This is a genomic window from Curtobacterium sp. NPDC089185, from assembly GCF_040685235.1.
Lineage (GTDB): Bacteria > Actinomycetota > Actinomycetes > Actinomycetales > Microbacteriaceae > Curtobacterium > Curtobacterium citri.
Window position 1 is genome coordinate 39,886 of record NZ_JBFBHK010000016.1, and the last position, 20,774, is coordinate 60,659.

The 20,774-nt window shown below is 74.6% G+C and carries 22 protein-coding genes; 11 read left to right on the forward strand and 11 right to left on the reverse strand.

All coding sequences use genetic code 11. The features are described from left to right. Window positions 1-118 precede the first annotated feature (118 nt). Together AB0N84_RS13985 and AB0N84_RS13990 are read left to right on the forward strand one after the other, a co-directional pair. The gene (locus tag AB0N84_RS13985; protein ID WP_363547343.1) at window positions 119-1,453 is read left to right on the forward strand and encodes an MATE family efflux transporter; all 1,335 of its coding nucleotides are present in this window, start codon (window positions 119-121) and stop codon (window positions 1,451-1,453) included. Next, window positions 1,450-2,652 carry a hypothetical protein gene (locus AB0N84_RS13990; RefSeq protein WP_289460008.1) on the forward strand — a complete coding sequence of 401 codons (1,203 nt, stop codon included), beginning with the start codon at window positions 1,450-1,452 and terminating at the stop codon, window positions 2,650-2,652. The genes AB0N84_RS13985 and AB0N84_RS13990 overlap by 4 nt, the downstream gene beginning before the upstream one ends. 47 nt (window positions 2,653-2,699) lie before the next feature. On the opposite strand, the gene AB0N84_RS13995 is transcribed toward AB0N84_RS13990, so the two are convergent. Together AB0N84_RS13995 and AB0N84_RS14000 are read right to left on the reverse strand one after the other, a co-directional pair. Next, complete coding sequence (locus AB0N84_RS13995; protein WP_289460007.1) at window positions 2,700-3,779, reverse strand: alpha/beta fold hydrolase; 1,080 nt, start codon at window positions 3,777-3,779, stop codon at window positions 2,700-2,702. 111 nt (window positions 3,780-3,890) lie between these two features. Further along, entirely contained in the window at window positions 3,891-5,039 is a 1,149-nt protein-coding gene (locus AB0N84_RS14000) for a LacI family DNA-binding transcriptional regulator (RefSeq protein WP_289460006.1), read from the reverse strand. Between the two features lie 106 nt (window positions 5,040-5,145). Here AB0N84_RS14000 and AB0N84_RS14005 point away from each other — a divergent pair, with 106 nt between their 5' ends. The 4 genes from AB0N84_RS14005 to AB0N84_RS14020 all read left to right on the forward strand — a co-directional run bounded on the left by AB0N84_RS14005 (window position 5,146) and on the right by AB0N84_RS14020 (window position 9,261). Continuing rightward, entirely contained in the window at window positions 5,146-6,519 is a 1,374-nt protein-coding gene (locus tag AB0N84_RS14005) for an MFS transporter (protein WP_289460005.1), read from the forward strand. Window positions 6,520-6,528: 9 nt separating this feature from the next. Then, window positions 6,529-7,224 carry an endonuclease NucS gene (nucS, locus tag AB0N84_RS14010; protein ID WP_069712700.1) on the forward strand — a complete coding sequence of 232 codons (696 nt, stop codon included), beginning with the start codon at window positions 6,529-6,531 and terminating at the stop codon, window positions 7,222-7,224. A 106-nt stretch (window positions 7,225-7,330) separates the two neighbouring features. After that, the gene (locus AB0N84_RS14015) at window positions 7,331-7,993 is read left to right on the forward strand and encodes an HAD hydrolase-like protein (RefSeq protein WP_069712699.1); all 663 of its coding nucleotides are present in this window, start codon (window positions 7,331-7,333) and stop codon (window positions 7,991-7,993) included. Next, a complete protein-coding gene (locus tag AB0N84_RS14020; protein WP_363547349.1) occupies window positions 7,990-9,261 on the forward strand; it encodes an MFS transporter in 1,272 nt (423 codons plus the stop codon). The genes AB0N84_RS14015 and AB0N84_RS14020 overlap by 4 nt, the downstream gene beginning before the upstream one ends. Before the next feature lie 330 nt (window positions 9,262-9,591). On the opposite strand, the gene AB0N84_RS14025 is transcribed toward AB0N84_RS14020, so the two are convergent. The 3 genes from AB0N84_RS14025 to AB0N84_RS14035 form a co-directional block, all read right to left on the reverse strand. Further along, window positions 9,592-10,188 carry a TetR/AcrR family transcriptional regulator gene (locus AB0N84_RS14025; RefSeq protein WP_182045895.1) on the reverse strand — a complete coding sequence of 199 codons (597 nt, stop codon included), beginning with the start codon at window positions 10,186-10,188 and terminating at the stop codon, window positions 9,592-9,594. Between the two features lie 70 nt (window positions 10,189-10,258). Then, window positions 10,259-10,438 (reverse strand): hypothetical protein, encoded by a 180-nt coding sequence (locus tag AB0N84_RS14030; RefSeq protein WP_069712697.1) that lies wholly within the window; start codon window positions 10,436-10,438, stop codon window positions 10,259-10,261. 78 nt (window positions 10,439-10,516) lie between these two features. Next, a complete protein-coding gene (locus AB0N84_RS14035) occupies window positions 10,517-10,735 on the reverse strand; it encodes a hypothetical protein (RefSeq protein ID WP_069712696.1) in 219 nt (72 codons plus the stop codon). 239 nt (window positions 10,736-10,974) lie between these two features. Between AB0N84_RS14035 and AB0N84_RS14040 the strand changes: the two genes are divergently transcribed. Beyond that, window positions 10,975-11,928, forward strand: a complete 954-nt coding sequence (locus AB0N84_RS14040) for an AraC family transcriptional regulator (RefSeq protein WP_363547352.1) — start codon at window positions 10,975-10,977, stop codon at window positions 11,926-11,928. An 11-nt stretch (window positions 11,929-11,939) separates the two neighbouring features. Then, complete coding sequence (locus tag AB0N84_RS14045) at window positions 11,940-12,911, forward strand: helix-turn-helix transcriptional regulator (RefSeq protein ID WP_363547355.1); 972 nt, start codon at window positions 11,940-11,942, stop codon at window positions 12,909-12,911. 422 nt (window positions 12,912-13,333) lie between these two features. On the opposite strand, the gene AB0N84_RS14050 is transcribed toward AB0N84_RS14045, so the two are convergent. After that, window positions 13,334-14,167, reverse strand: a complete 834-nt coding sequence (locus AB0N84_RS14050; RefSeq protein WP_363547358.1) for an NmrA family NAD(P)-binding protein — start codon at window positions 14,165-14,167, stop codon at window positions 13,334-13,336. Between the two features lie 42 nt (window positions 14,168-14,209). Continuing rightward, entirely contained in the window at window positions 14,210-14,851 is a 642-nt protein-coding gene (locus AB0N84_RS14055) for a nucleoside/nucleotide kinase family protein (protein WP_363547361.1), read from the reverse strand. 37 nt (window positions 14,852-14,888) lie between these two features. On the opposite strand from AB0N84_RS14055, the gene AB0N84_RS14060 reads away from it, so the two are divergent. Then, a complete protein-coding gene (locus AB0N84_RS14060; protein WP_182045890.1) occupies window positions 14,889-15,257 on the forward strand; it encodes a VOC family protein in 369 nt (122 codons plus the stop codon). 28 nt (window positions 15,258-15,285) lie between these two features. Here AB0N84_RS14060 and AB0N84_RS14065 read toward each other — a convergent pair whose 3' ends face one another. After that, window positions 15,286-15,636 carry a hypothetical protein gene (locus AB0N84_RS14065; protein ID WP_182045889.1) on the reverse strand — a complete coding sequence of 117 codons (351 nt, stop codon included), beginning with the start codon at window positions 15,634-15,636 and terminating at the stop codon, window positions 15,286-15,288. A 113-nt stretch (window positions 15,637-15,749) separates the two neighbouring features. Next, window positions 15,750-16,190 carry an NUDIX domain-containing protein gene (locus AB0N84_RS14070; RefSeq protein WP_363547365.1) on the reverse strand — a complete coding sequence of 147 codons (441 nt, stop codon included), beginning with the start codon at window positions 16,188-16,190 and terminating at the stop codon, window positions 15,750-15,752. A 295-nt stretch (window positions 16,191-16,485) separates the two neighbouring features. Here AB0N84_RS14070 and AB0N84_RS14075 point away from each other — a divergent pair, with 295 nt between their 5' ends. Both AB0N84_RS14075 and AB0N84_RS14080 read left to right on the forward strand, forming a co-directional pair. Then, window positions 16,486-17,769 carry an alpha/beta hydrolase-fold protein gene (locus AB0N84_RS14075; RefSeq protein ID WP_363547368.1) on the forward strand — a complete coding sequence of 428 codons (1,284 nt, stop codon included), beginning with the start codon at window positions 16,486-16,488 and terminating at the stop codon, window positions 17,767-17,769. A gap of 19 nt (window positions 17,770-17,788) precedes the next feature. Next, window positions 17,789-18,556, forward strand: a complete 768-nt coding sequence (locus AB0N84_RS14080) for a DUF4184 family protein (RefSeq protein ID WP_363547371.1) — start codon at window positions 17,789-17,791, stop codon at window positions 18,554-18,556. Window positions 18,557-18,625: 69 nt separating this feature from the next. Here AB0N84_RS14080 and AB0N84_RS14085 read toward each other — a convergent pair whose 3' ends face one another. After that, window positions 18,626-19,216: a TetR/AcrR family transcriptional regulator gene (locus tag AB0N84_RS14085; RefSeq protein WP_182045885.1), complete on the reverse strand. Its 591-nt coding sequence runs from the start codon at window positions 19,214-19,216 to the stop codon at window positions 18,626-18,628. Between the two features lie 99 nt (window positions 19,217-19,315). Further along, window positions 19,316-20,638 carry a carboxylesterase family protein gene (locus AB0N84_RS14090; RefSeq protein WP_363547374.1) on the reverse strand — a complete coding sequence of 441 codons (1,323 nt, stop codon included), beginning with the start codon at window positions 20,636-20,638 and terminating at the stop codon, window positions 19,316-19,318. Between the last annotated feature and the right edge of the window lie 136 nt (window positions 20,639-20,774).

Consider the following 20,774-nt stretch of genomic DNA (forward strand, 5'->3'; position numbering starts at 1 on the left):
ACCTGACGGACGGGAGGCCCGTGGCGACGCCGCCACGGGCCTCCCGTCCGTCAGGTGGTCACGCCGCAGGGCGCGCCGCCGGTCACCGGACCGGCCGCGGGACGGCCAGAATGGGCCGGTGCCCCGACCCACGACCACCGCCGAGCGCGCCGAGCGCCGGTCGGTCGACCGGGACGTCGTCCGCCTCGCCGTCCCCGCGCTCGGGGCCCTCGTCGTCGAGCCGCTCTTCCTGCTCACCGACACCGCGCTGGTCGGCCACCTCGGGGCGACCGCCCTGGCGGCCGTGGGGCTGGCGAGCGTCGTCCTGCAGACGGTCACCGGGCTGCTCGTCTTCCTGGCGTACGCCACGACGCCCGCGGTCGCACGCGCGCTCGGCGGCGGCGACCGTCGCGGAGCGGTGCACGCGGGCATCGACGGCATGTGGCTCGCGCTGGCGCTCGGCGTCGTGCTCGCGCTCGTCGGGTGGCCGCTCGCCGGACCGCTCGTCGACCTGTTCGGGGCGTCGCCCGAGGTGTCGGCCGCTGCGACCGCGTACCTGACCCTCTCGCTGGTCGGCCTGCCCGGGATCCTCGTCGTCACCGCCTCGACCGGGCTGCTGCGTGGGCTGCAGGACACCCGGACGCCGCTCGTCGTGGCGACCGTCGGCTTCGTGGCGAACGGGCTCCTCAACGCCGTGCTCATCTACGGCGTCGGGTGGGGCGTCGAGGGGTCCGCCGCCGGCACCGTCGTGGTCCAGTGGGCGATGGCCGCGGTGTACGTCGTCATCGCCGTGCGCGCCGCCCGGGCCTCGGGTGCGCCGCTGCGGCCGGGCGCCTCCGGGGTCGTGCGGGCCCTGCGCTCCGGTGCCTGGCTGTTCCTCCGGACAGTGTCGCTGCGGGTGGCGATGCTCGCGACCGTGGCGACCGCGAGCGGGCTCGGGACGACCGGCCTGGCGACGACGCAGGTCGGGCTGACCGTGTTCTCCACGCTGGCCTTCGCGCTGGACGCCCTCGCCATCGCCGGGCAGGCGCTCGTCGGGCACGGCCTCGGCGCGCGCGACCCCGCACGGGTACGACTGGTCACGCGGCGGCTCGTGGTGCTCGGGATCCTCGGCGGCGTGCTGCTCGGCGTGGTCGTCGTCGCCGTCAGCGGGGTGCTCGGCCCGGTGTTCTCGGACTCCGCCGCGGTCCGGTCGGCGCTGCCGGTCGTGCTCGTGCTCATCGCCGTGGGGATGCCCGTCGCCGGCTACGTGTTCGTGCTCGACGGCGTGCTCATCGGCGCCGGGGACGCGCGGTACCTCGCGCTGGCCGGCGTCGTGAACCTCGTCGTGTACCTGCCGCTGCTCTGGTGGCTCGGTGGGAGCCTCGCCGGGCTCTGGGCCGCCTTCGCGCTCGGCTACATCGGCGTCCGGGCGGTCACCCTCGGGGTGCGCGCGCACCGACCCGGCTGGGTCGGACAGGCGCTGGCCCGGTGAGCGGGCGGTCGCGCGTCGCGTCGTCGGCGCTCCTCGCCACGGTCGGCATCGGCGTGCAGGGACTCGCGAAGCTGCTCGTCACGGTGGTCGTCGGGCGGGTGTTCGGCACCGAAACCCTCGGGCAGACGACGGCCCTGCTGTCCCTCTCGGTGTTCACCGCCCTGCTGTGGCCGAACGCGGCGGGCAACACCGCCTCGCGGGTGCTGGCGATCACGCTGCGCGGGCGCCGGTCCGACACGGCGGTGAACAGGCTGCTCGGGGCCTCGATGGCGGTGTCGAGCGTCGTGCTCGCCGCGGTGACCGTACCGGTCGCGATCGCCTGGGGTGCGAGCCCCGGCATGGTGGTCGGCGGGGTCGGGGTCGTCGTCGGGTACGGCCTGTACTGCTACGCCCGCGGGGCCCAGCTCGGGTACGACCGCGCACCACGCGTCGCACTGTGGGACACGGTCACGAGCCTGCTCGCGCTCGGACTGCTCGTCGCGGCCTGCGTCGCCCGCCTCGAGCCGCTCGTCCTGCTCCCCCTCGCCGTCGGGTACACCGTCTTCGCGATCGCCTGCTGGCCGCGGGGCAACCGGGCCGCCGGCGCGCCGGAGCCGACCGCGGGGGTGCTCGGCTTCGCCGCGTGGAACGTGCTCGCGGTCGTGACCTCGAACGGGCTGCTGCAGCTGACGATGATCTCGGCGCAGGTGTCCTCCTCGGCGCTCGAGGCCGGGGTCTACGCCGCGGCCTTCACGCTCGCGACACCCGCGTCGATGGTCGGCCAGGCCCTGGGGCAGGTGCTCGTGCCGGCGTTCGCGCACCGGTCGGACGGCGGGTCGCTGCGCTCGCGCGGGGTGCTGCTGCTCGTGGGCGGCTTCGCCGCGGGCACCGCCGTGGTCTTCGGCCTCGTCGCCTGGCTCGCCGGGTGGTTCCTGCCGCTGGTCTACCCGGCCGAGGGAGCCGCCGCGGTCGCGGACCTGCGGTACCTGATGGTCGGCGTGTGGGTGTTCACCGTCGGACTCGTGCCGGCGGCGCTCCTGCTGGCGTCCGGTCGGTCACGGCAGGTGGCGCTGGCGTCGGTGGCGGGGTTCGTCGTGGGCGTGGTGCTCATGGCGGTGCTCGCGCCGTCGACGGGGGTGGCCGGGGGGACCACGGGGTTCCTCGTGGGGAGCGCGGTGAACCTGGTGGCGGTGGTGGTGCTGGGCCTGCGGCGGCGCTGACCTGTCGACGGTCCGTCGTGCTCGGGCAAGCGACGAGAGCGGATGCGTCAGTCGGCGGGCGCCAGCCCCACGTGCGGCTCCAGCCACGCCATCCCCGCGGCGATCGCCGCCCGCGCCATCGTCCAGTTGTGCCGAGCACCGGGCAGGACCCACCGCGTCACGTGCATCCCGACCGCCGCCGCACGGTCCGCGACGACGGGCATCGCCGGGCCGTAGTGGGTGTCGAGCTGCGCCGCGGTGAAGAACGCCCACGTCGACGCGTAGTGGCCGTGCCGGGCCATGACCGCCAGGGGCTGGGCCGCCCGGTACGCCGCCGCGTTCCCCGAGAACCCGCGGGCGATCGTCCGCGCCGGGTCCCCGAGGGAGGGGCCGAGCTCGCCGGAGACGTCGATGATGTTCCCGAAGCGGTCGGGGTCCCCGGCGCCGAGCTGGATCGCGCATGTGCCGCCCTGCGAGAACCCGCCGATCGTCCACGCCGCGGCACCGGTCTGCACCCGCAGGTGTCCGGTGATCCACGCGGGGACGTCGTGCTCCAGGTAGCTCCGGCTGTTGCCGAGCGGGCCGTCGATGCACATCGGGTTGCCCGACCGCGGTCCGAGCTGGTCGGGGACGACGACGATCGGTGCGAGCCCCCGGTGCAGGGCGGCGATCGCGTCCATGCTGCGGGCGATCTGCCCGCCCGACTCCATGTCGTCGGGGCCGGAGCCCTTCGACTGTCCGGGCATGAGGACCGCGACCGGCAGCGGCGGCGGGTCGGCGACGAGCGCCGCCGGCGGCAGCCAGAGGAGGGCGTCGCGGGCGACGAAGTGCGACGTCGTGCCCGGGACGGACACGTGGAGCAGTCGGCCGTCCGGGGGCAGGTCGGCGGGCGCACGCCACGTCCTGGCGAGGTCGACCGTGGCCGGCTCGTGCGGCGCGGGCCGCTCCGACAGGGGGATGCCGTCCGCATCGACGGGCAGCGGGGTCTCCGCCGGTGTCGGGGCGGCGGTCGGTGTCGACGCCGCTGCGGGTGCCGGCGCAGCCGGCGAACGGGTCCACACCACGGCGGCGACGACGACCGCGACCACCAGGACCGCGATGGTCAGGAGGACTCCCGGGAGCGAGGAGGGACGACGCGCGTGCTGCACGGTCCAGAGCGTAGGGACCGCGCCCCGGAACGGGCACCGACCGGCGCGCGCAGTGCTGAGGAAGCGCCCAGCACACGTCCCGCGACCGTCGAGGTACCGGCGACCGGAGGATCAGGTCCCGGTCCGCACCGGCCCCGTCGTGTCCCCGATCCGCAGCTCCGACCGGAACGCGGCCGGCTCCGGCTGGGCCCCCTCGAGCATCGCCAGCGCCGCACGTGCCGCGGCCCGGCCCTTCTGCTCGAACGGCTGCTCGAGCGTCGTGAGCCGCTGGATCGGCGAGCGGTGCAGCAGGCTGTCGTCGACCGTGATGCCGTCGAACCCGATCACGCTGACGTCCTCCGGCACGCGGAGCCCGGCGTCGAGCGCGGCCGAGATCACCCCGACGGCGAGCAGGTCGCTCTGCGCCACGACGGCGGTGGGCGCGGGCGCGCCGTCGGTGAACAGGGTCCGTGCGGCGGCGCGGCCGTCCTCCACCGAACTCCCGGCGGCCTCGACCGCGGCCGCGTCCGGGTAGACCTCGCGGACACCCCGCAACCGCTCGAGCGTCGTGTGCGCGACGCCGGCGGCCTCGCGGACAGCGTCGACCGGTCCGCAGCGGCGCTCGGCGTCGAGCGGCAGGGTCACGATCGTCACGGCGGTGTGGCCGAGCTCGGCGAGGTAGGAGGCCGCCCGCCGCGAGGCGTCGCGGTTGTCGAGGTGGATCGGCACCGCGCCCTCGATGTCGTCCGCCTCGATCGCGACGACGGGGATCTGCCGACGACGGAGGACGGCGACCGCGGGGTCGATGCGCACGTTGCACCCGACCAGGACGACGGCGTCCATCGGGGCGTCGACGATGGGCCCGGTGCCGCGCTCGTCGTCGAGGGGGCTGCGGACGAGCAGCAGCGACGCGCCGGCCTCGCCCGCGACCTCGGCGATCCCGTCGAGCGTCAGGACGTTCACCGGGTCGCGGAACGCATCGCTCAGGCGTTCGTCCATGACGACACCGATCACCCCCGAGCGCCCACGGCGGAGCGATCGTGCGCGGGGGTCGGGGCCGCCGTACCCGAGCTCCGCGGCGGCGGCGAGCACGCGGGCCTTCGCGTCCTCGGAGACAGGGCCGGCACCGCTGAACGCGAGCGAGGCGGTGGACGGGGCGACGCCCGCCGCCCGGGCCACGGCGGCCAGCGTGGGGCGGGGCCCACGGCGCGGCGCGACGGCGGCGCGGTCGCGGGAGCCGTCGGTCCCGGACGCGCCGCGTGCTGTTGCCGGTTGGTCCATCGCCCGTTAGCGTAGTCACACCGAGCGGTCGAATCGATTCGACAGCCGCCGGGACGCACCGCGACCGCACGGCAGCAGCCACCATCAGCACGAGACCGGAACCAACATGACGACGACGTCCACCCGCACCGCCCCGACGACCCGGGTGTGGATCACCGCGGTCTTCGTGGCCTTCACGCTCTCCGGGCTCGCCATCGCGACCTGGCTCGGCCGGATCCCGAGCGTCCGTGACTCGCTCGGCGCGACGACGTTCGAGATGGGTCTGCTCGTCCTCGGCATGGCCGTCGGCTCCATCGGTGGCCTGACGTTCGCCGGGCACATCGTGTCGAAGGTCGGCGCCCGTCGGGGCGTGCAGGTCGCGTCCGTGTGCCTGGCCGTCGGTCTGGTCTTCGCCGGCTTCGCCGTCACGTACGGCTGGGGCTTCGCGGCCATCTGGGTCGGCCTGATCGCCTTCGGCTTCGGCAACGGCCTGGTCGACGTCTCGATGAACGTCTCCGGCGCCGCCGCCGAGAAGGCCGGCGGCCGCACGATCATGCCGCTGTTCCACGCGGCCTTCAGCGTCGGGACGCTCGCGGGTGCCGGTCTCGGCGCACTGACCGAAGCCCTCGAGGTGCCCGTCGTGCTGCACTTCGCGGTCCTCGGGGTCGTGGTCTGCCTGGTCATGCTCGCGGCCGCGTCGCGCTTCGGCGACGAGCACCGGTACGAGGAGCACGAGTCCACCGCCACGAGCCCGACGCCCGTGCAGCTCACGCGCTGGCAGGTCTGGGCGCAGCCGTCGACGATCCTCATCGGCGTGATCGTGCTCGGCATGGCGCTGGCCGAGGGCTCCGCCAACGACTGGCTGCCCCTCGCGATGATCGACGGGCACGGGCTCGACAACGCGGCCGGTTCCGCGGTGCTCACGGTCTTCCTCGCGGCGATGACCGCGGGACGCATCGCCGGCAGCCCGCTCATCGACCGGTTCGGCCGGGTGCCGGTGCTCCGGGCGAGCGCGATCGTCGCCGTCGTGGGCCTCGGCATGCTCATCTTCGTGGACGTCGTCCCGATCGCGATCGTCGGCGTGGTGCTCTGGGGCCTCGGTGCCAGCCTCGGCTTCCCGATGGGCATGTCCGCCGCGGCCGACGACCCCCGCTCGGCGGCGCTCAAGGTCAGCGCGGTGGCGACGATCGGCTACGTGGCGTTCCTGGCCGGCCCCCCGCTCATCGGCTTCCTCGGCGAGCACATCGGCCTGCTCGGCGCACTGCTCGTGGTGTTCGTGTTCATCATCGCGGCCGGCCTGGCGTCGGGCGCAGCCCGCGAGACGGGCGCGGCGGCCGAGACCCTGCGGCGTCGACGCGCGCGGCGGGACGGGGGCGACCACGGGTCGGACGGTGACCACGGGACGGACGGTGACCACGGGACGGACGGGACGACCGTCGACGGGCGTGCCCCGCGCCTCCAGGCCGAGCCGACGGACGCCGGAGCGCACACCGACCGTTAGGATCGCCGGGTGCGTCTCGTCATCGCCCGCTGCTCCGTCGACTACGCCGGACGCCTGTCGGCCCACCTGCCGCTCGCGACCCGCCTGCTCATGCTCAAGGCGGACGGCTCGCTGCTCGTCCACTCCGACGGTGGCAGCTACAAGCCGCTGAACTGGATGAGCCCGCCGTGCTCCGTCGAGATCGGCGAGCCCGACGAGGAGCAGGCAAGTGCCGGCATCACGCAGGTGTGGACGGTCACGCAGAAGAAGACGCAGGACAAGCTCATCGTGAGCCTGTACGAGGTCCTCGCCGACGAGAGCCACGACCTCGGCACCGACCCCGGCCTGGTCAAGGACGGCGTCGAGGCGCACCTGCAGCAGCTCCTCGCGGAGCAGATCGAGCTCCTCGGTGACGGGCACACGCTCGTCCGCCGCGAGTACATGACGGCCATCGGACCGGTCGACATCCTGGCGCGCGACGACGCGGGGGCGAGCGTCGCGGTCGAGATGAAGCGCAACGCGAACATCGACGCCGTCGAGCAGCTCACCCGGTACCTCGAGCTCATGAACCGCGACCCGCACCTCCGTCCGGTGCAGGGCGTGCTCGCCGCGCAGACGGTGGCACCGCAGGCGCGCACCCTCGCCGAGGACCGCGGCATCCGCGTCCTGGTGCTCGACTACGACGCGATGCGCGGCATCGAGGGCGGGCACACCCGCCTCTTCTGACGTCCGGCCGGTTCTGACGTCCGGCCGGGAGGCGCGGCTGCGGTCCGCCACCCCGCTGCGGCCGTCCCGTGGTCGCCGCCACCGCCCCGACTAGGCTGAGCAGGACATGACGCGCCCGTACACCGCCATCCTGTTCGACCTCGACGGCACCATCAGTGACTCCGCTCCGGGGATCCTCGAGAGCATGACGCACACCTTCCGGACGGTCGGCGTGCCCGTGCCCGACCACGCGACGCTGATGTCGTTCGTCGGCCCGCCGATCATGGACACCTTCCGGACCGCGATGGGCATGGACGACGCGCAGGCGGAGCACACGCTCGCCGTCTACCGCGAGCACTACCTGTCCCGCGGCGCGCTCGACTCGGCGATGTTCCCCGGGATCGACGTGGTCCTCCGCACCCTGCACGAGGCCGGGCTGCCGATCTCGACCGCGACGAGCAAGCCCGAGACCCCGGCGACCGTCATCCTCGACCACTACGGCCTGACGCGGTACATCGACTTCGTCACCGGCGCCAGCGACGACGAGGTCCGCAGCGCCAAGGCCGACGTCGTCGCCGAGGCCCTGCGCCGCCTGGAGGCTGCTGGCCACGACGTCAGCCGCCCGGTGCTGGTCGGCGACCGGTTGCACGACGTCGAGGGCGCCCGCGTGCACGGCGTCCCGGTGGTCTTCGCCGAGTGGGGCTACGGTGCCCCGTCCGAGGCCGAGGGGACCGTGGCGCAGGCCGCGACCCCGCTCGACCTGCTGCCGATCCTGCTGCCCGCCTCGTGACGGACGGCACCGCGGTCCGCCGCGGACTCCGCGGGGCCGCCTGGCTGCTGCCCGCCGCGATCGTCCTCATCGCCCTGAACTTCCGCGGCCCGATCGTCGCGCCGGCGCCGGTGATCGGCGAGGTCCGGGTCGACCTCGGCCTGACCGCGACGATCGCCGGGCTCCTCACGACGATCCCGGTGCTGTGCTTCTCGCTCGCGACGCCGTTCGCGAGCTGGGTCATCGCGAAGGCCGACCCCGAGCGGGCGGTCTCGCTCTCGCTCCTCATCGTGCTCGTGGGCACGGTCGTGCGGTCGCTGCCGTCGTCGGCCGCGCTGCTCGTCGGCACCGCGGTGATCGGCATCGGCATCACGATCGGCAACGTGGTCGTCCCGGTGGTCATCCGGCGGGACACCTCCCCCGAGCGCGTCGGCATCGTCACGGGCGTGTACACGTCGGCGCTCAACGTCGGGTCGATGATCACCTCGCTCGGCACCGCGCCGATCGCCGCCGCGTGGGGCTGGCCCGTCGCGATCGCCGTGTGGGCGGTCTTCGCCGTCGTCGCCGGACTCGCGTGGACGTACACCGTCGGCGCCCGGGCCGCGTGGCTCCGGCCGCTGCACCACGAGCCCGTCGCGGCCACGGGGCCCGTCGAGCTGCTGACCGAGACCGGGTCGATCCGCACCGTCGCGTCCGCCTCGCGGTCCGGTGCCGCGGCCGAGCCGGTGCGACCGGCCCGACGGCTCATCACGTGGGGGCTGACGCTGGCCTTCGGCGGGCAGGCGTTCTCGTACTACGCGCTCACGGCGTGGATCCCGACCCTGCTGCACGACGAGATCGGCTTCTCGGCCGAGTCGTCCGGCGCGAGCTCGTCGGTGTTCCAGATCATGGCGGTCGTCGGCGCACTCGGGGTCCCGGTGCTCGCGACCCGGTTCCGGCCGCGCGGGATCATCGCCCTGGTGGGCTTCCTGTGGCTCGCGATGCCGCTCGGGCTGCTGTTCGCACCGCAGCTCTGGCTGCTCTGGTCGATCCTCGGCGGGGCCGCGCAGGGCGGGGGCATCACGGTCATCTTCATCGTGATCGTCCGGATCGTGACGAGCGACGACGACGCCCGGCGGATGTCCGCGTTCGTGCAGGGCGGCGGGTACCTGATCGGCTCGGCGGGGCCGCTCGTCGCCGGGTCCCTGCACGGTGCGACCGGGAACTGGACGGCACCCCTGCTCGTCGTGCTCGTCGCGGTGCTGACGCTCGGCGTCGCGGGGACGATCGCGGCGCGTCGCGTCGACTGACGCGGGCGCTGCGGCTGCGGCGCGCGCGGGCGCGTGTTCGGCGGGCGCGTGCACAACCGGGAGCACCTCGCGCCACGAGATCACGCGGCGCGACGTGCCTGCAGTGGTGCGGAAGCGCGCCGCACCACGGGGTCACCGCGCGCCGCCGAGGCGGACGTGCGCCGAGCCTCCCGGCCGGAGCCCCACAGCCGCGCAGCCCGCAGCCCGCGCAGCCGGCAGCAGCACGTGCACGACGAGGAGCGCGTCGCGCCACGAGATCACGCGGCGCGACGGGCCTTCCGTGGTGCGGGAGCGCGCCGCACCACGAGCCGGCGACCGCCCGCCCGGGCCTCAGAAGGTCGGACGCGACTCGTAGACCGACATGAGCACGGCGGCGGCCAGCCGAGCGGAGCGCGCCGGCTGCGCGGACCGCTGGACGGCGGACTCGACGCGCGCGCCCTCGATCAGGAGCGACAGGCCCTGCGCGATGTGCGCCGGCATCGCGCCCCGCTCGCAGACGAGCGTGAGGTGCCGCTGGACGTCGAGGAAGTGCTCGCGCGCGAGCTCGGCGACGCCCGGGTCCTGCCGACCGAGCTCCGCGTGGCCGTTGATGAAGGCGCAGCCGCGCCACCCCTCGTCCTCGAAGCACTCCTCGAGGTACCCGAAGATCGCGAGGACCTCGTCCCGCGGATCGCTCTCGGACGACGCGATCCGGTCCAGCGCCCGGCGCCAGGCTCCGTGCCACCGCTGGAGCACGGCGACGACCAGCTCGCGCTTGGTCGGGTAGGCGGCGGTGAGCTCGGCGAGGGTCAGCCCCGCGCGGTCAGCGACCTCCTCGAGGGTGACCGGGATGACACCGCGCTCGGTGAAGAGGGCGTCGGCGGCACCGGAGGCGGCGCGCTGCACGTCGGTCTCGCGGTGGGAGGGCGTGAGGGTGAGGAGGGTCATGGTGTGACGTGTCCGTTGTGCGGGGTCCGATCGGGGTGCTGACCGGCACCCGGGTCGGGCGCGGCCGGGATCAGGCCGCGGTGAAGAAGTCCGCGTAGGACGGTTCGAAGGCGGAGCGGGCGGTGCTGGAGAACTGCGCCCCGAGGCGCTCGGAGATCATCCGGTCGAGCTCCGCCGGGGCGGTCATGCCGCGGCGGTGCCACTCGGTGGGGTCCTGGCGGAGGGCGGCGAGGTCGTGGCGGTCACGCATCGGTTCGGTCCTGTTCTGCGAGGAGGGCGGTCATGTCGATGGCCTGGGTGGCCAGGTCGTCGTGCGCGAGCAGGGCGCTCATGCGGAGAGGGTGAGGATGATCGCCGCGGAGGCCGCGACGGTGACGGACAGGATGCCGGAACTCACGGCTGCCACCTGCAGGGTGTGCTGCCGACGCGCCTCGAGGACCTCGGTGAAGGGGCTGCGCTGTGCCGGACGGCGACGGCGACGGAGCGACACGGCGTCGTGCGCGGTCGTCGGCGCGACCTGGAGGTCGGTGGCGGTGATGGTGGTCATGCGGGTGTCCCTCGTTCTGCTCGGCGCCGGATCAGGAGTGGCGTCGGGCGGTGGTCCGACCGTACGGCGCGGGCGGGGACGACCGCGACCGACGGCGGCGACCTCGTCGGATAGCGGATGCGGGATCGTCGGATAGCGGATGCGGCTGCGAGGGGACGGCGCCGGTTGGGTCAGATCCTGACGCGTTCCGGATACTGGTCGGCCCCTGCCCGGTTCCTCCGGCACACTGCTGCCACCCCATGGATGACCCGAACCCGACCCGTGTCCAGGAAGCGACGCAGAGCACCGACCTCGACGTCGCTCGCGACTTCCTCGCCGAGGCGTACGCGGGCCAGCAGTGGAGTGCCGACCAGACCCGGCAGCCGTTCTCGTTCCGGTACACCGCGGTCGGCGACCGTTCCATGACGCTCCGGACGATCCGGTTCGACGGACACCTCGACGGCGTGATGACTCCGTCCGAGGACTTCGTCGTGCAGTGGACGACGAAGGGCACCGCGACGATCGGCACCGGTGACGACCAGGTCCGGATGGAGCCCGGTCGGCCGCAGCTCTGGCCGCAGCAGGGTGCGGTGTTCTCGTACGACGACTACGACCAGCGCATCGTCCAGGTGAACCGTGCGGCGCTCGAGACCGTGGCGGGCGAGCGCGGCACGGCACCAGGTGCCCTGCGACTCGACCACACGGTCCGACCGGACGACCGGGCCCTGCAGGTGTGGCGCAGCAGCGTGCAGCTCATCTCCCACACGGTGATGGACCGTCAGGCGTCACCGCTCCTGCAGGCCGAGATGGGCCGACTGGGGGCGCTCGCCCTGCTCGAGCTGTACCCGGTGGTCTCCGCGTCGCTGCCGGCCGACCTGCTGCTGCCGAAGAACAGCCACGTCCGCACCGCCGTGGAGTACGTGCACGAGCACGCCCACCTGCCGATCACCACGGCCGACGTGGCCTCGGTCGCGAACCTCAGCCTCCGTGCCCTGCAGCACGCCTTCCAGCGCACCGTCGCGATGAGCCCGAACGGGTACATCCGGCACGTCCGGCTCGACCGGGTGCGGGACGCGCTGCTCGCCGGCGACCCGGCGACGACGAACATCGCCGACGTCGCGCGGCACTGGGGCTTCGCGCACGCCGGTCGGTTCTCCGCCTCCTACGCCGAACAGCACGGGGAGTACCCCCGCGACACCCTCCGCCGCAGCTGAGGAACGGACGCATGCACGACCACGACGACGACCCGGTCGCCGCCACCATCGCGCGGACGCGCCTCGTGACGCGGACCCGCGACACCGCGACCGCCCGGAACGCGATCCTGCACACCTTCCTGGTGCGCGGCCTCGAGGTGACCGGCAGCAGCGACTTCACGTTCGAGGAGACCCTGACCGGCACGCCGCTGCTGACCCTCGAGTCGACCAGCTGCACCGGCACGGTGCGCGGCGAGGTCGACGCGACCGCTGCGATCGTCCTGGTCTGGTTGAAGGCCGGCCACGCGGTGGTGGGTGGGCAGCAGCTGCCGATCGGTCGTCCGGTCCTGTACTCGCCCGGTCGCCAGCAGGTGCAGTGGGACCGGTTCCAGAAGGACGTCCTGCGCATCGACCGTGAGGTCGTCGAGCGCGTCGCCGCCGAGCGCGGCGGGTGGGAGCCGGGGCCGCTCGAGTTCGAGCCGAACCACATCCCGGACGGGGCACCGCTCGCCGCGTGGTGGCTGATGGTCCGCACCGTCGCCGCGGAGATCCTCGGCACCACGGGCGAGGTCTCCCTGGCACGCGAGCACGAGCTCGCCGCGATGGCCGCCGCGGGCCTGCTCACCGCGATCCCGCACTGGCCCGCGCGGGTCGACGCACCGCGGACCGCCCACGCCGGGCTCGCCGACGCCGAGACGTTCCTCCTCGACCACGTCGCCGAGCGCATCACCGTCGACGACGTCGCCGCGGCCGCCGGGATGAGCGTGCGCGGCCTGCAGAGCGCGTTCCAGCGCATCCACGGCACCACCCCCATGGCCTACCTGCGGAGCGTCCGGCTCCTGATGGCCCGGCAGCAGCTCGAGACCGGACAGCACGCCGCGGTCGCGGACGTCGCGCGGTCCGTCGGGATCACGCACCTCGGCCGGTTCTCGGGTGCGTACCGCGAGGAGTTCGGCGAGCTCCCGGGCGAGACGCTCCGAGCCGCCCGGGAGCGGCACGCCTGACCAGGACCGACCACCGGTCGGGGGTTGCGAGGGTGCCCGTAGGTGTTCGGGTCACGGGCGGGCACCCTCGCGCTACGGCGCCGTCGGGTCCGACGCTGGGTGAGACGAGACCAGCCCGGGAACAGGGATCCGGGCTTCCGCGCAGGGTACGGCGCGGAGTAGCGCCGACGACACTACGAGGCGCGGTCGGAGACGCTCCCAGGTGCGTGCGTCATCCGGACAGGCGTCTGGCCGGCCGCTGGGTGCGGCGCTGGGTGCGGTGCCTGGCTGTGACCCGAACACAGCCAGACACGTCGACCGCCGCCCCCGGGGGGCTGCAGCGATCCCGGCGCGAGCGCCGGACACCCGCACAGTCGACCACCTCGTCGGCGGGTACCACGAGACCCACAACGCGGGAAGAACGATCGTTCTCCCTCGGCGGGTCAGCCGGCCTGCAGGACCTCGCGCAGGGACAGCGGACGTCGACCGGTCACGCGCTCGACGTCCGTCGACACGTGCGCGAGCGCACCCTCGGCGATCGCGGTGTACGTGCTCACCCAGGCGTCCGCCTGCCAGGGCTCCGGGTTCCACCGCGCCCGCGATGCGTACGCCTCCTCCACCGACTCCGGGTGGTACGTGACCGCACGGCCGCGGACCTCGGACACGGTGGCGGCGGCCTGCGCGAGAGTGATCGCCTCGGGTCCGGTCAGCTCGTAGGTGCGGTCACGGTGCTCGTCCGGGTGGAGCAGCACCTCGGTGGCGACCCGTGCGACGTCCGCCCGGGCGACCGCGGCCATCGCACCGACCCCCGCCGGCCCGCGGATCACGCCGTCCTCGCCGACCAGGTCCTCGACGAAGTCCAGGTAGAACGAGTCCCGCAGGAAGGTGTGTGCCGAGCCCGACTCCTCGATCGCCCGCTCGGTCGCCCAGTGGTCCCGACCCAGCGTGAACGTCGCGTCGGGGGCCGCGCCGACGAAGGACGTGTAGACGACGTGCCCGACGCCGGCGTCGGCGGCCGCCGCCACGAAGGTGCGGTGCTGGTCGAGACGGTCCCGCGCCTCGGCGCCGGAGACCATGAGGAGCAGGTCCACGCCCTCGAGCGCGGCACGGCTGGCGCCCGCGTCGGCGAAGGACGCCACCGCGACCTCCGCGCCGGGGAGGTCCGGTGCCCGGGACGCGTCGCGGACGAGCAGGCGGACGGGCGTGCCCGCCGCGGCGAGCGCGCGGGCGACGGCGCCGCCGATGTTGCCGGTGGCCCCGGTGATGGCGATGGTCATGGTCGCTCCTGTCGTGTCGGCGGGCTGGTGGGTCGGGTCAGGTCAGGTCAGGACCGTCCGGGAGGCACGGGTCACCGTGGTCGCGACCCTCGCCGCGTTCACGCCGTCGACCTCGAGCGCCCAGCTGCGGGCCGCCTCGTGGTCGCGTCCGTGGCGCATGTGCCGCCCGACCAGGCGGTCGACGCGGACACGGTCGTCGACGACGCACGCCCAGGTCTCGGTGAACAGGGTCGGCAGGGCCGACCAGGGCTCGTCGGCGTCGAGCAGGTAGTTGCCCTCGGTGACCACGAGCCGGGTCGAACGGGGCACGGGGATGCTCCCGGCCACGGGTTCGTCGACGCGACGGTCGAAGTCCGGGGCCCAGACGACGTCCTCGTCCGCGGCCACCAGGCGACGCACGAGCGCGACGTACCCGCCGGCGTCGAACGTGTCGACCGCGCCCTTCCGACCACGACGACCGAGGGCGTCGAGTGCCGCGTTCGTCAGGTGGAAGCCGTCCATCGGCACCTGCACGGCCGTCCCGGTGCCGTGGGCGACGTCGACGGCGGCGACGATCCGCCGGGCGAGGGTCGACTTGCCCGCGCCGGGCGCACCGGTGATGCCGAGGACCGCCCGCCCTGGTGCTGCGGCGAGCGCGACGGCCCGGTCGACGGCGTCGTCGACGGACAGCTCGGTACCGGTCACGCGTCCATCCTCGCAGGCCGGGTGGTTCACTGGCCGCATGGTCGACGCGACGACGGCGTTCAGCGGGTTCTCGGTCCGTGACGTGCCCGAGGCCCGGGCCTTCTACGAGGGCGTGCTCGGGCTCCCCGTCCGCGAGGACCACGGCATGCTCGTGCTCGAGGTCGGCGACGGTCCCGGGGTGCTGGTGTACCCGAAGGGTCCGGCGCACGAACCGGCGTCCTTCACGGTGCTGAACTTCCCCGTGCCGGACGTCGACGCCGCGGTCGACGAGCTCACGGCGAAGGGGGTCGCGTTCCTCCGGTACGAGGGCGTCACCGACGAGCGGGGCGTGAACCGACGGGGCGGCCCGCTCATCGCCTGGTTCACGGACCCGTCGGGCAACGTGCTCAGCGTGCTCGAGTCCTGACGCGGCCGGGACCGGCGCCCGATCCGGTTCAGCGCGGGGCGGACCGCAGGCGGTCCCACCGGTCCCCGACCGGACCGACGGGCACGATGCCGTCGAGCTCGGCCGTCAGCGTCGTCAGCGCCGCCAGGTGGTCCGGCAGGAGCAGGTCCCACGGCGGTGGCGCGACGCGTTCCAGGGTCCGGAGCGTGGCGGTGTCCGGGGCGGCCCCCCACTGCTCGGCGAGGGCGTGCACGAGGACGTCCTGCTCGAGGCGCAGCGTCTGCAACCGGTCGAGCAGGGGGTCGGCGCGGGCCGCGTCGTCGACCGCGAGGACCAGACGCCCGAGCACGTCGCGTTCGTCCCAGAGGCGCGCGGACAGGTCGGTGGCAGCACCGCTCACGTCCGTCCTCCTCGGTTCGTCACGCCGCCGAGGGTACCCGGACGCCCTCGGCGGTCAGCGGTCGGTGGTCAGTGGTCCGGGCGATCGGCAGCGGGACGGGCGGGGGACCGCGCTCAGGCGCGCAGGGCCCCCGCCCAGCCGAGGGCGATCGGGACGAGCAGCCCGTGCCGACGACGGGGCAGCTCCGCGACCGGCACCCACGCGGCCTCGTCCGTCGAGCCGTCGGTCTCGTTGCGCAGGGTGCCGCCGGTGACGGTCGCCCGGAAGACCACCTGCACCGCCTTCATCGGCCGACCGTTGTCGTGCATCCGGCGCTCCTTCGGAACGATGTGGTGCCGCACGCCGAGCAGGCGGCCGCAGGTGGCCTCGTACCCGGTCTCCTCGAGGACCTCGCGCACGACGGCCTGCTCGACGGTCTCGTCGAACTCGACCCCGCCGCCGGGGAGCGTCCACGTCCCGGCCTCGGGGACGCGCAGGCGGGCGAGGAGCACGCGGTCGCCCTCGGTGACCACCGCGTAGGCGGCGAGCCGGGTGTCGTAGTCCGTGTACTCCATCCGCCGACCCTGCCAGCACGGACCGTCGGCGGCTCCGAGACGCGCCGCTGACGCCGGGCAGGAGCCCCCGGTCCCGTCCACCGTCGGCCGCCGATCGGTGGCCGACCGGACACGGCGGTCCCGTCACCCGGCCACGTTCGGTGCGGGCCTGCTCAGGGTCAGCCGGGAAGGCGCCGAGGAAGCTCGATCCCGGGGCCGTGCGGACACCTCCGCTCGCTACGGTCGCGGGACGACGCCGCTCCCGCCCGTCCCCCGCCGCCGGCACCCGGGAGGGCCCCGACCGCCGGAACCACCCGTGACGACCCTGCCGCTCCTCTCCGCCCACGTGCTCCTGCCGCTGTACGCGGTGACCCTGCTGGCCGCGGTGGTCGTCGCCGCCGCGGTGCGCCGGTCGTGGCGGTGGATCGCGGTGGCGGTCGTCGCGGGCGCGCTGCTCGGGACGCTGCTGTCGTGGTTCCTCGGCGACGTGCTGGACGTGCTCGGCATCCCGCCCACCTGGGTCGACCGGGTGTGGACCGGGGTCGTGTGCGCCCTGCTCGCCGTCGCGGTGGTCGGGCTCGTGCGCGGACGCCTGCTCGCCCGGACGGTGGCGGTCCTGCTGGTGCCGCTCGCGCTCGTCTCAGGCGGACTCGCGGTGAACCGCGACGCGGGACTCTTCCCGACGATCGCGGACGCGCTGGGCGAGTCCCACGTGCCGGCACTCCGGCTGCCCATGGACCCGCACCCCGGGCCTCGGCTCGCCGACGCCTCGGACTGGCGGCCGCCGCACGACCTGCCCGCACACGGTCGGTACGGTTCGGTGCGGATCCCCGGGACGGTGTCGCACTTCCGCGCGCGTCCGGCGCTCGTGTGGTTGCCGCCGGCCGCACTGGTCGACCACGCCCCGGAACTCCCCGTCGTCGTGATGCTGTCCGGGCAGGGCCCGGGAGCGGCCCCGGCGAACATCCTCGAGGCCGGACGGATGGCGGACCGGCTCGACGAGGTCGCACGGCGGCACCACGGGCTCGCCCCGATCGTGGTGATGCCGGACCAGCTCGCCGAGGCGACGAACAACCCGATGTGCGTCGACGGTCCGCTCGGCAACAGCGCGACCTACCTGACGCGGGACGTCCCGGCGTGGGTGCAGGCGCATCTGCACGCGGCGACCGACGGCGCCGACTGGGCGGTCTCGGGGTTCTCGCAGGGCGGCACCTGCGCCCTGCAGCTCGGGGCCGGACGGCCGGACCGCTTCGGCTCGTGGATCGACGTCTCCGGGCAGCTCGGGCCGGTGCTGCGCGATCGTGACGACACCATCACGAGGGGTTTCCGCGGCGACAGTGCGGCCTTCCGGGCGGCACAACCCCTCCGGGTGCTCGCCGAGCACGCGCCCTACCCCGACTCCGCGGCGTTCATCGCAGCGGGTGCCGACGACACCCGCTACGGGCCGGTGGTGCCCCGGGTCGCGGCCGCCGCCCGTGCCGCCGGGGTCGCCGTGACCGAACGCGTGGTCGAGGATGGTGGACACGACTGGCACACCGCCGGTGTCGCCCTGGCCGAGGGCGTCGTGTGGTTCATGCACCGGACGCACCTGGCCCGATGACGATGACGAGGACCCGACCGTGCCCTTCACCGTGAGCCACGCGGTCGTCGCCCTGGGCGTGCGTCGGCTGCCCCTGCCGGTCGCCGCCGTCGCGGTCGGGTCGATGGCGCCCGACGCCGTGCTCTTCGCCCCGTTCCTGCCGCCGTACGACGCGGCACACTCCTGGTGGGGCGTCCTGACGATCGACCTCGCCGTCTCCCTCGTGGTGCTCGCGGTGTGGTGGTTCCTCGTCCGGCCGGCCTGGACCCCGGTCGCGCCGGCCGCCCGGCGACGGCTGCCCGCGGCGTGGCACCGGCGTCCGACCCTCACCTTCCGCGACGTCGTCCCCGTGCTCGTCGGCTGCGTGCTCGGGAGCGTGACGCACGTCCTGTGGGACGGCTTCACGCACGAGTCGGGGTTCGTGGTGCGCGCCTGGCCGGCGCTCCGGGACGCGACCGTCGGCACGTACCCGCTGCCGTTCCTCCTGCAGGACGCGTCGAGCGTGCTCGGGCTGCTCGCGTTGCTCGTCGCCGCGGTGGTGTGGTGGCGTCGGGCCGAGGCCCGTGCGGTCCGTCCACTCGGCAGGGTCGAGGTCGCGGTGCCGGTGGTCGCCCTCGTCGGGGTCGTCGGCGCCGCCCTCGTCGTCGGGGTCCGGGTCGTGCTGGCCGGCGGCGGTGCGACGGACGTCGTCACGGCGCTGGCCTTCCGCGTGCCGACCCTCGTCGCGGTCGCGCTCGTCGCGGGGGCGGTGGTCCTCCTCACGAACCACCGGTGGACCGGTCGCGGGACGGAGCGGGAGGCCCGCTAGCAGGACGCGACGAGGCGGACGCCCACCGGGCCTGCTCAGGCCGTCGTGCTGCTCAGGTCGTCGTGCCGTTCAGGCCGTGACGGCCGCGCCGGCCCATCCCGCCCGCAGGCGCGCGACGGCCCGGTCCCAGCCGGCGAGCAGGTCCGTCCCGTCGAGGAGCATCGCCTGCAGCTGCAGCCCCTCGAAGAGCGCGACGAGCTGCTCGGCGGCGTGCCGCGGGGAGGTGCCCCGCGTCTCCCGTCCGGCGACGACGTCGCGCACGAGGGCGAGGGCGACGTCCTCGAACGAACTCGTGTACTGGTGCCGGAACCACCCGGACGCCGGGTGCCCCGGTGCGGAGGCGGCGCTCAGCAGGGCGATCCGGAGCCGCACGAGCCCGGGCTCGCGCTGCCCGTCCTCCAGGCGTGCGCGCAGGTACGCGACCGCACCGTGCCGCTCCGCCACGCTCCAGGTGGCCCGTCGCCCGCCGTTGCCCCAGCGGTCGACCACCGCGACGACGAGGAGGTCCCAGGACGGGAAGGCCCGCCGGACCTCGTCGACGGTGACCCCGGCGTGCGCCGCGACCTCCGCCGGCCCGACCTGGTGGAAGTCCGTCGCCCGGTACGCGTCGGCGGCACCGCGGACGATGCGGGCGCGGAGGTCGACGTCGCTCTCGGGCATGCGTCGATCCTGCACGGGCGCGCGAACCGCCGCGACCGCCCGTTCGGGGGCGTCACCGATCCCCGGCCGAGGCGACCCGGGCGTGACCACCAGGCTCGGTCAGCCCCGGTCGAACACGAGCGTCTCGTCGTCCGGCGCGGTCACGGTGCCCGTCCGGGCGAACTCCGCCCACACCGCACGGAAGGCCCGCCCGCGCCGCTCCACCTCCGCCAGGTCGCGCAAGGGGACGAAGCGGCTGCCGCCCCACACCTCCCGACCGCCGAGCAGCAGCGGCAGGTCGCTCATGTGGACGGCACCCACCGGCGCCACCGACGGGTGCCGCAGCAGCCGGTAGACGGTCGCGCGTCCGCCGGCCGCCCGGTGCCGTCGGGCGAACCGGCGGGCGTCGCGCCCGTAGATGAGCTCGGTCAGCGGTCGGACGAGCAGCCAGCGCAGCAGGGGTCGCACGAGTCGCGACCGTGCCGCCCTCCCGAGGCCGGGCACGAGCGGCACGTACGTGCCCGCCTCGTCGGACCCCGAGCCGATGAGCACGTCGACGTCGGGGGCGACCGCGCGCCAGGCCCGGTCCGTGTCCCGCTCGGCGGGCAGCGGCGCGAAGCCGTACTGCGTCCCGAACGGCATGCCCCCGGCGAGCCCGTACCGCGCACCGGCCTTCGTCGCGAGCTCCTGGCGCTCGAGGACCGTGTCGAGCGGGGCGTCCTCCGCCACCGTCCCCACGGCCCGCACCATCGCCCGGTTCATCCGTGCCCGCCCTCGGGACAGGCCGAGCGGTGCGCTCTGCACGATCGCGCGACGGAAGAGTCCCCGTGCCCCGTCGCTGATCATCAGGTGCGCGGCGGCGTCGCCCCCGGCGGACTGCCCGAACACGGTGACCGTTCCGGGGTCCCCGCCGAACGCGGCGATGTTGCGCTGCACCCAGCGCAGCGCCTCGACCAGGTCGAGCAGCCCGAGGTTGGCCGGCACCGACCCACCGTCGCCGAGGAACCCGAGCACGCCGAGCCGGTAGGTCACCGTCACCACGACGACCTGCTGCTCGGTGACGAGGTCGTGCGCGTCGTGGATCGGCAGGTCGCCGCCGCCCAGGACGTACGACCCGCCGTGGATCCAGACCATCACGGGCAGCCGGTCGTCCGCACCCAGGTCCGAGGGCACCGTGACCGTGAGGCGTTGGCAGTGCTCGTCGACCCGCAGGTGGTCCATCCGCGGCAGCAGCTGGTCGACGAGGAGCGCGGTCGGCTGCGGCGGGACGGGCGCCGGCGTGTCCGCGCGGAACGGTCCGGCGAACGCCGGCTCCGGCTCCGGCGGCGCGAAGCGCGCCGCCCGTGCGTAGGGGATCCCCATCGCACGGGTCACGTCGCCGTCGACCACCGCCTCGATCGTGCCGGCAGGGGTGTCGAAGGGACGGGTGACGGGCTGGAGCATCCGTTCACGGTACCCAGGAACCAGTGGACGGACGGGAGGGGGGGGGGGGGCGGGGGCCCCCCCCCCCCCCCCGCCGGGGGGGGGGGGGGGGGGCTAGGTCACCCGGTTAAAACAAAAAATAACACCCATTGTTATT

Coding starts and splice junctions, on each gene's coding strand:
- AB0N84_RS14015 (WP_069712699.1), top strand. CDS start 7,331: ATGACGCGCCCGTACACCGCCATCCTGTTCGACCTCGACGGCACCATC.
- AB0N84_RS14090 (WP_363547374.1), bottom strand. CDS start 20,638: ATGCTCCAGCCCGTCACCCGTCCCTTCGACACCCCTGCCGGCACGATC.
- AB0N84_RS14005 (WP_289460005.1), top strand. CDS start 5,146: ATGACGACGACGTCCACCCGCACCGCCCCGACGACCCGGGTGTGGATC.
- AB0N84_RS14025 (WP_182045895.1), bottom strand. CDS start 10,188: ATGACCCTCCTCACCCTCACGCCCTCCCACCGCGAGACCGACGTGCAG.
- AB0N84_RS14050 (WP_363547358.1), bottom strand. CDS start 14,167: ATGACCATCGCCATCACCGGGGCCACCGGCAACATCGGCGGCGCCGTC.
- AB0N84_RS14070 (WP_363547365.1), bottom strand. CDS start 16,190: ATGGAGTACACGGACTACGACACCCGGCTCGCCGCCTACGCGGTGGTC.
- AB0N84_RS14085 (WP_182045885.1), bottom strand. CDS start 19,216: ATGCCCGAGAGCGACGTCGACCTCCGCGCCCGCATCGTCCGCGGTGCC.
- AB0N84_RS14030 (WP_069712697.1), bottom strand. CDS start 10,438: ATGCGTGACCGCCACGACCTCGCCGCCCTCCGCCAGGACCCCACCGAG.
- AB0N84_RS14045 (WP_363547355.1), top strand. CDS start 11,940: ATGCACGACCACGACGACGACCCGGTCGCCGCCACCATCGCGCGGACG.
- AB0N84_RS14040 (WP_363547352.1), top strand. CDS start 10,975: ATGGATGACCCGAACCCGACCCGTGTCCAGGAAGCGACGCAGAGCACC.
- AB0N84_RS14035 (WP_069712696.1), bottom strand. CDS start 10,735: ATGACCACCATCACCGCCACCGACCTCCAGGTCGCGCCGACGACCGCG.
- AB0N84_RS14000 (WP_289460006.1), bottom strand. CDS start 5,039: ATGGACCAACCGGCAACAGCACGCGGCGCGTCCGGGACCGACGGCTCC.
- AB0N84_RS14060 (WP_182045890.1), top strand. CDS start 14,889: ATGGTCGACGCGACGACGGCGTTCAGCGGGTTCTCGGTCCGTGACGTG.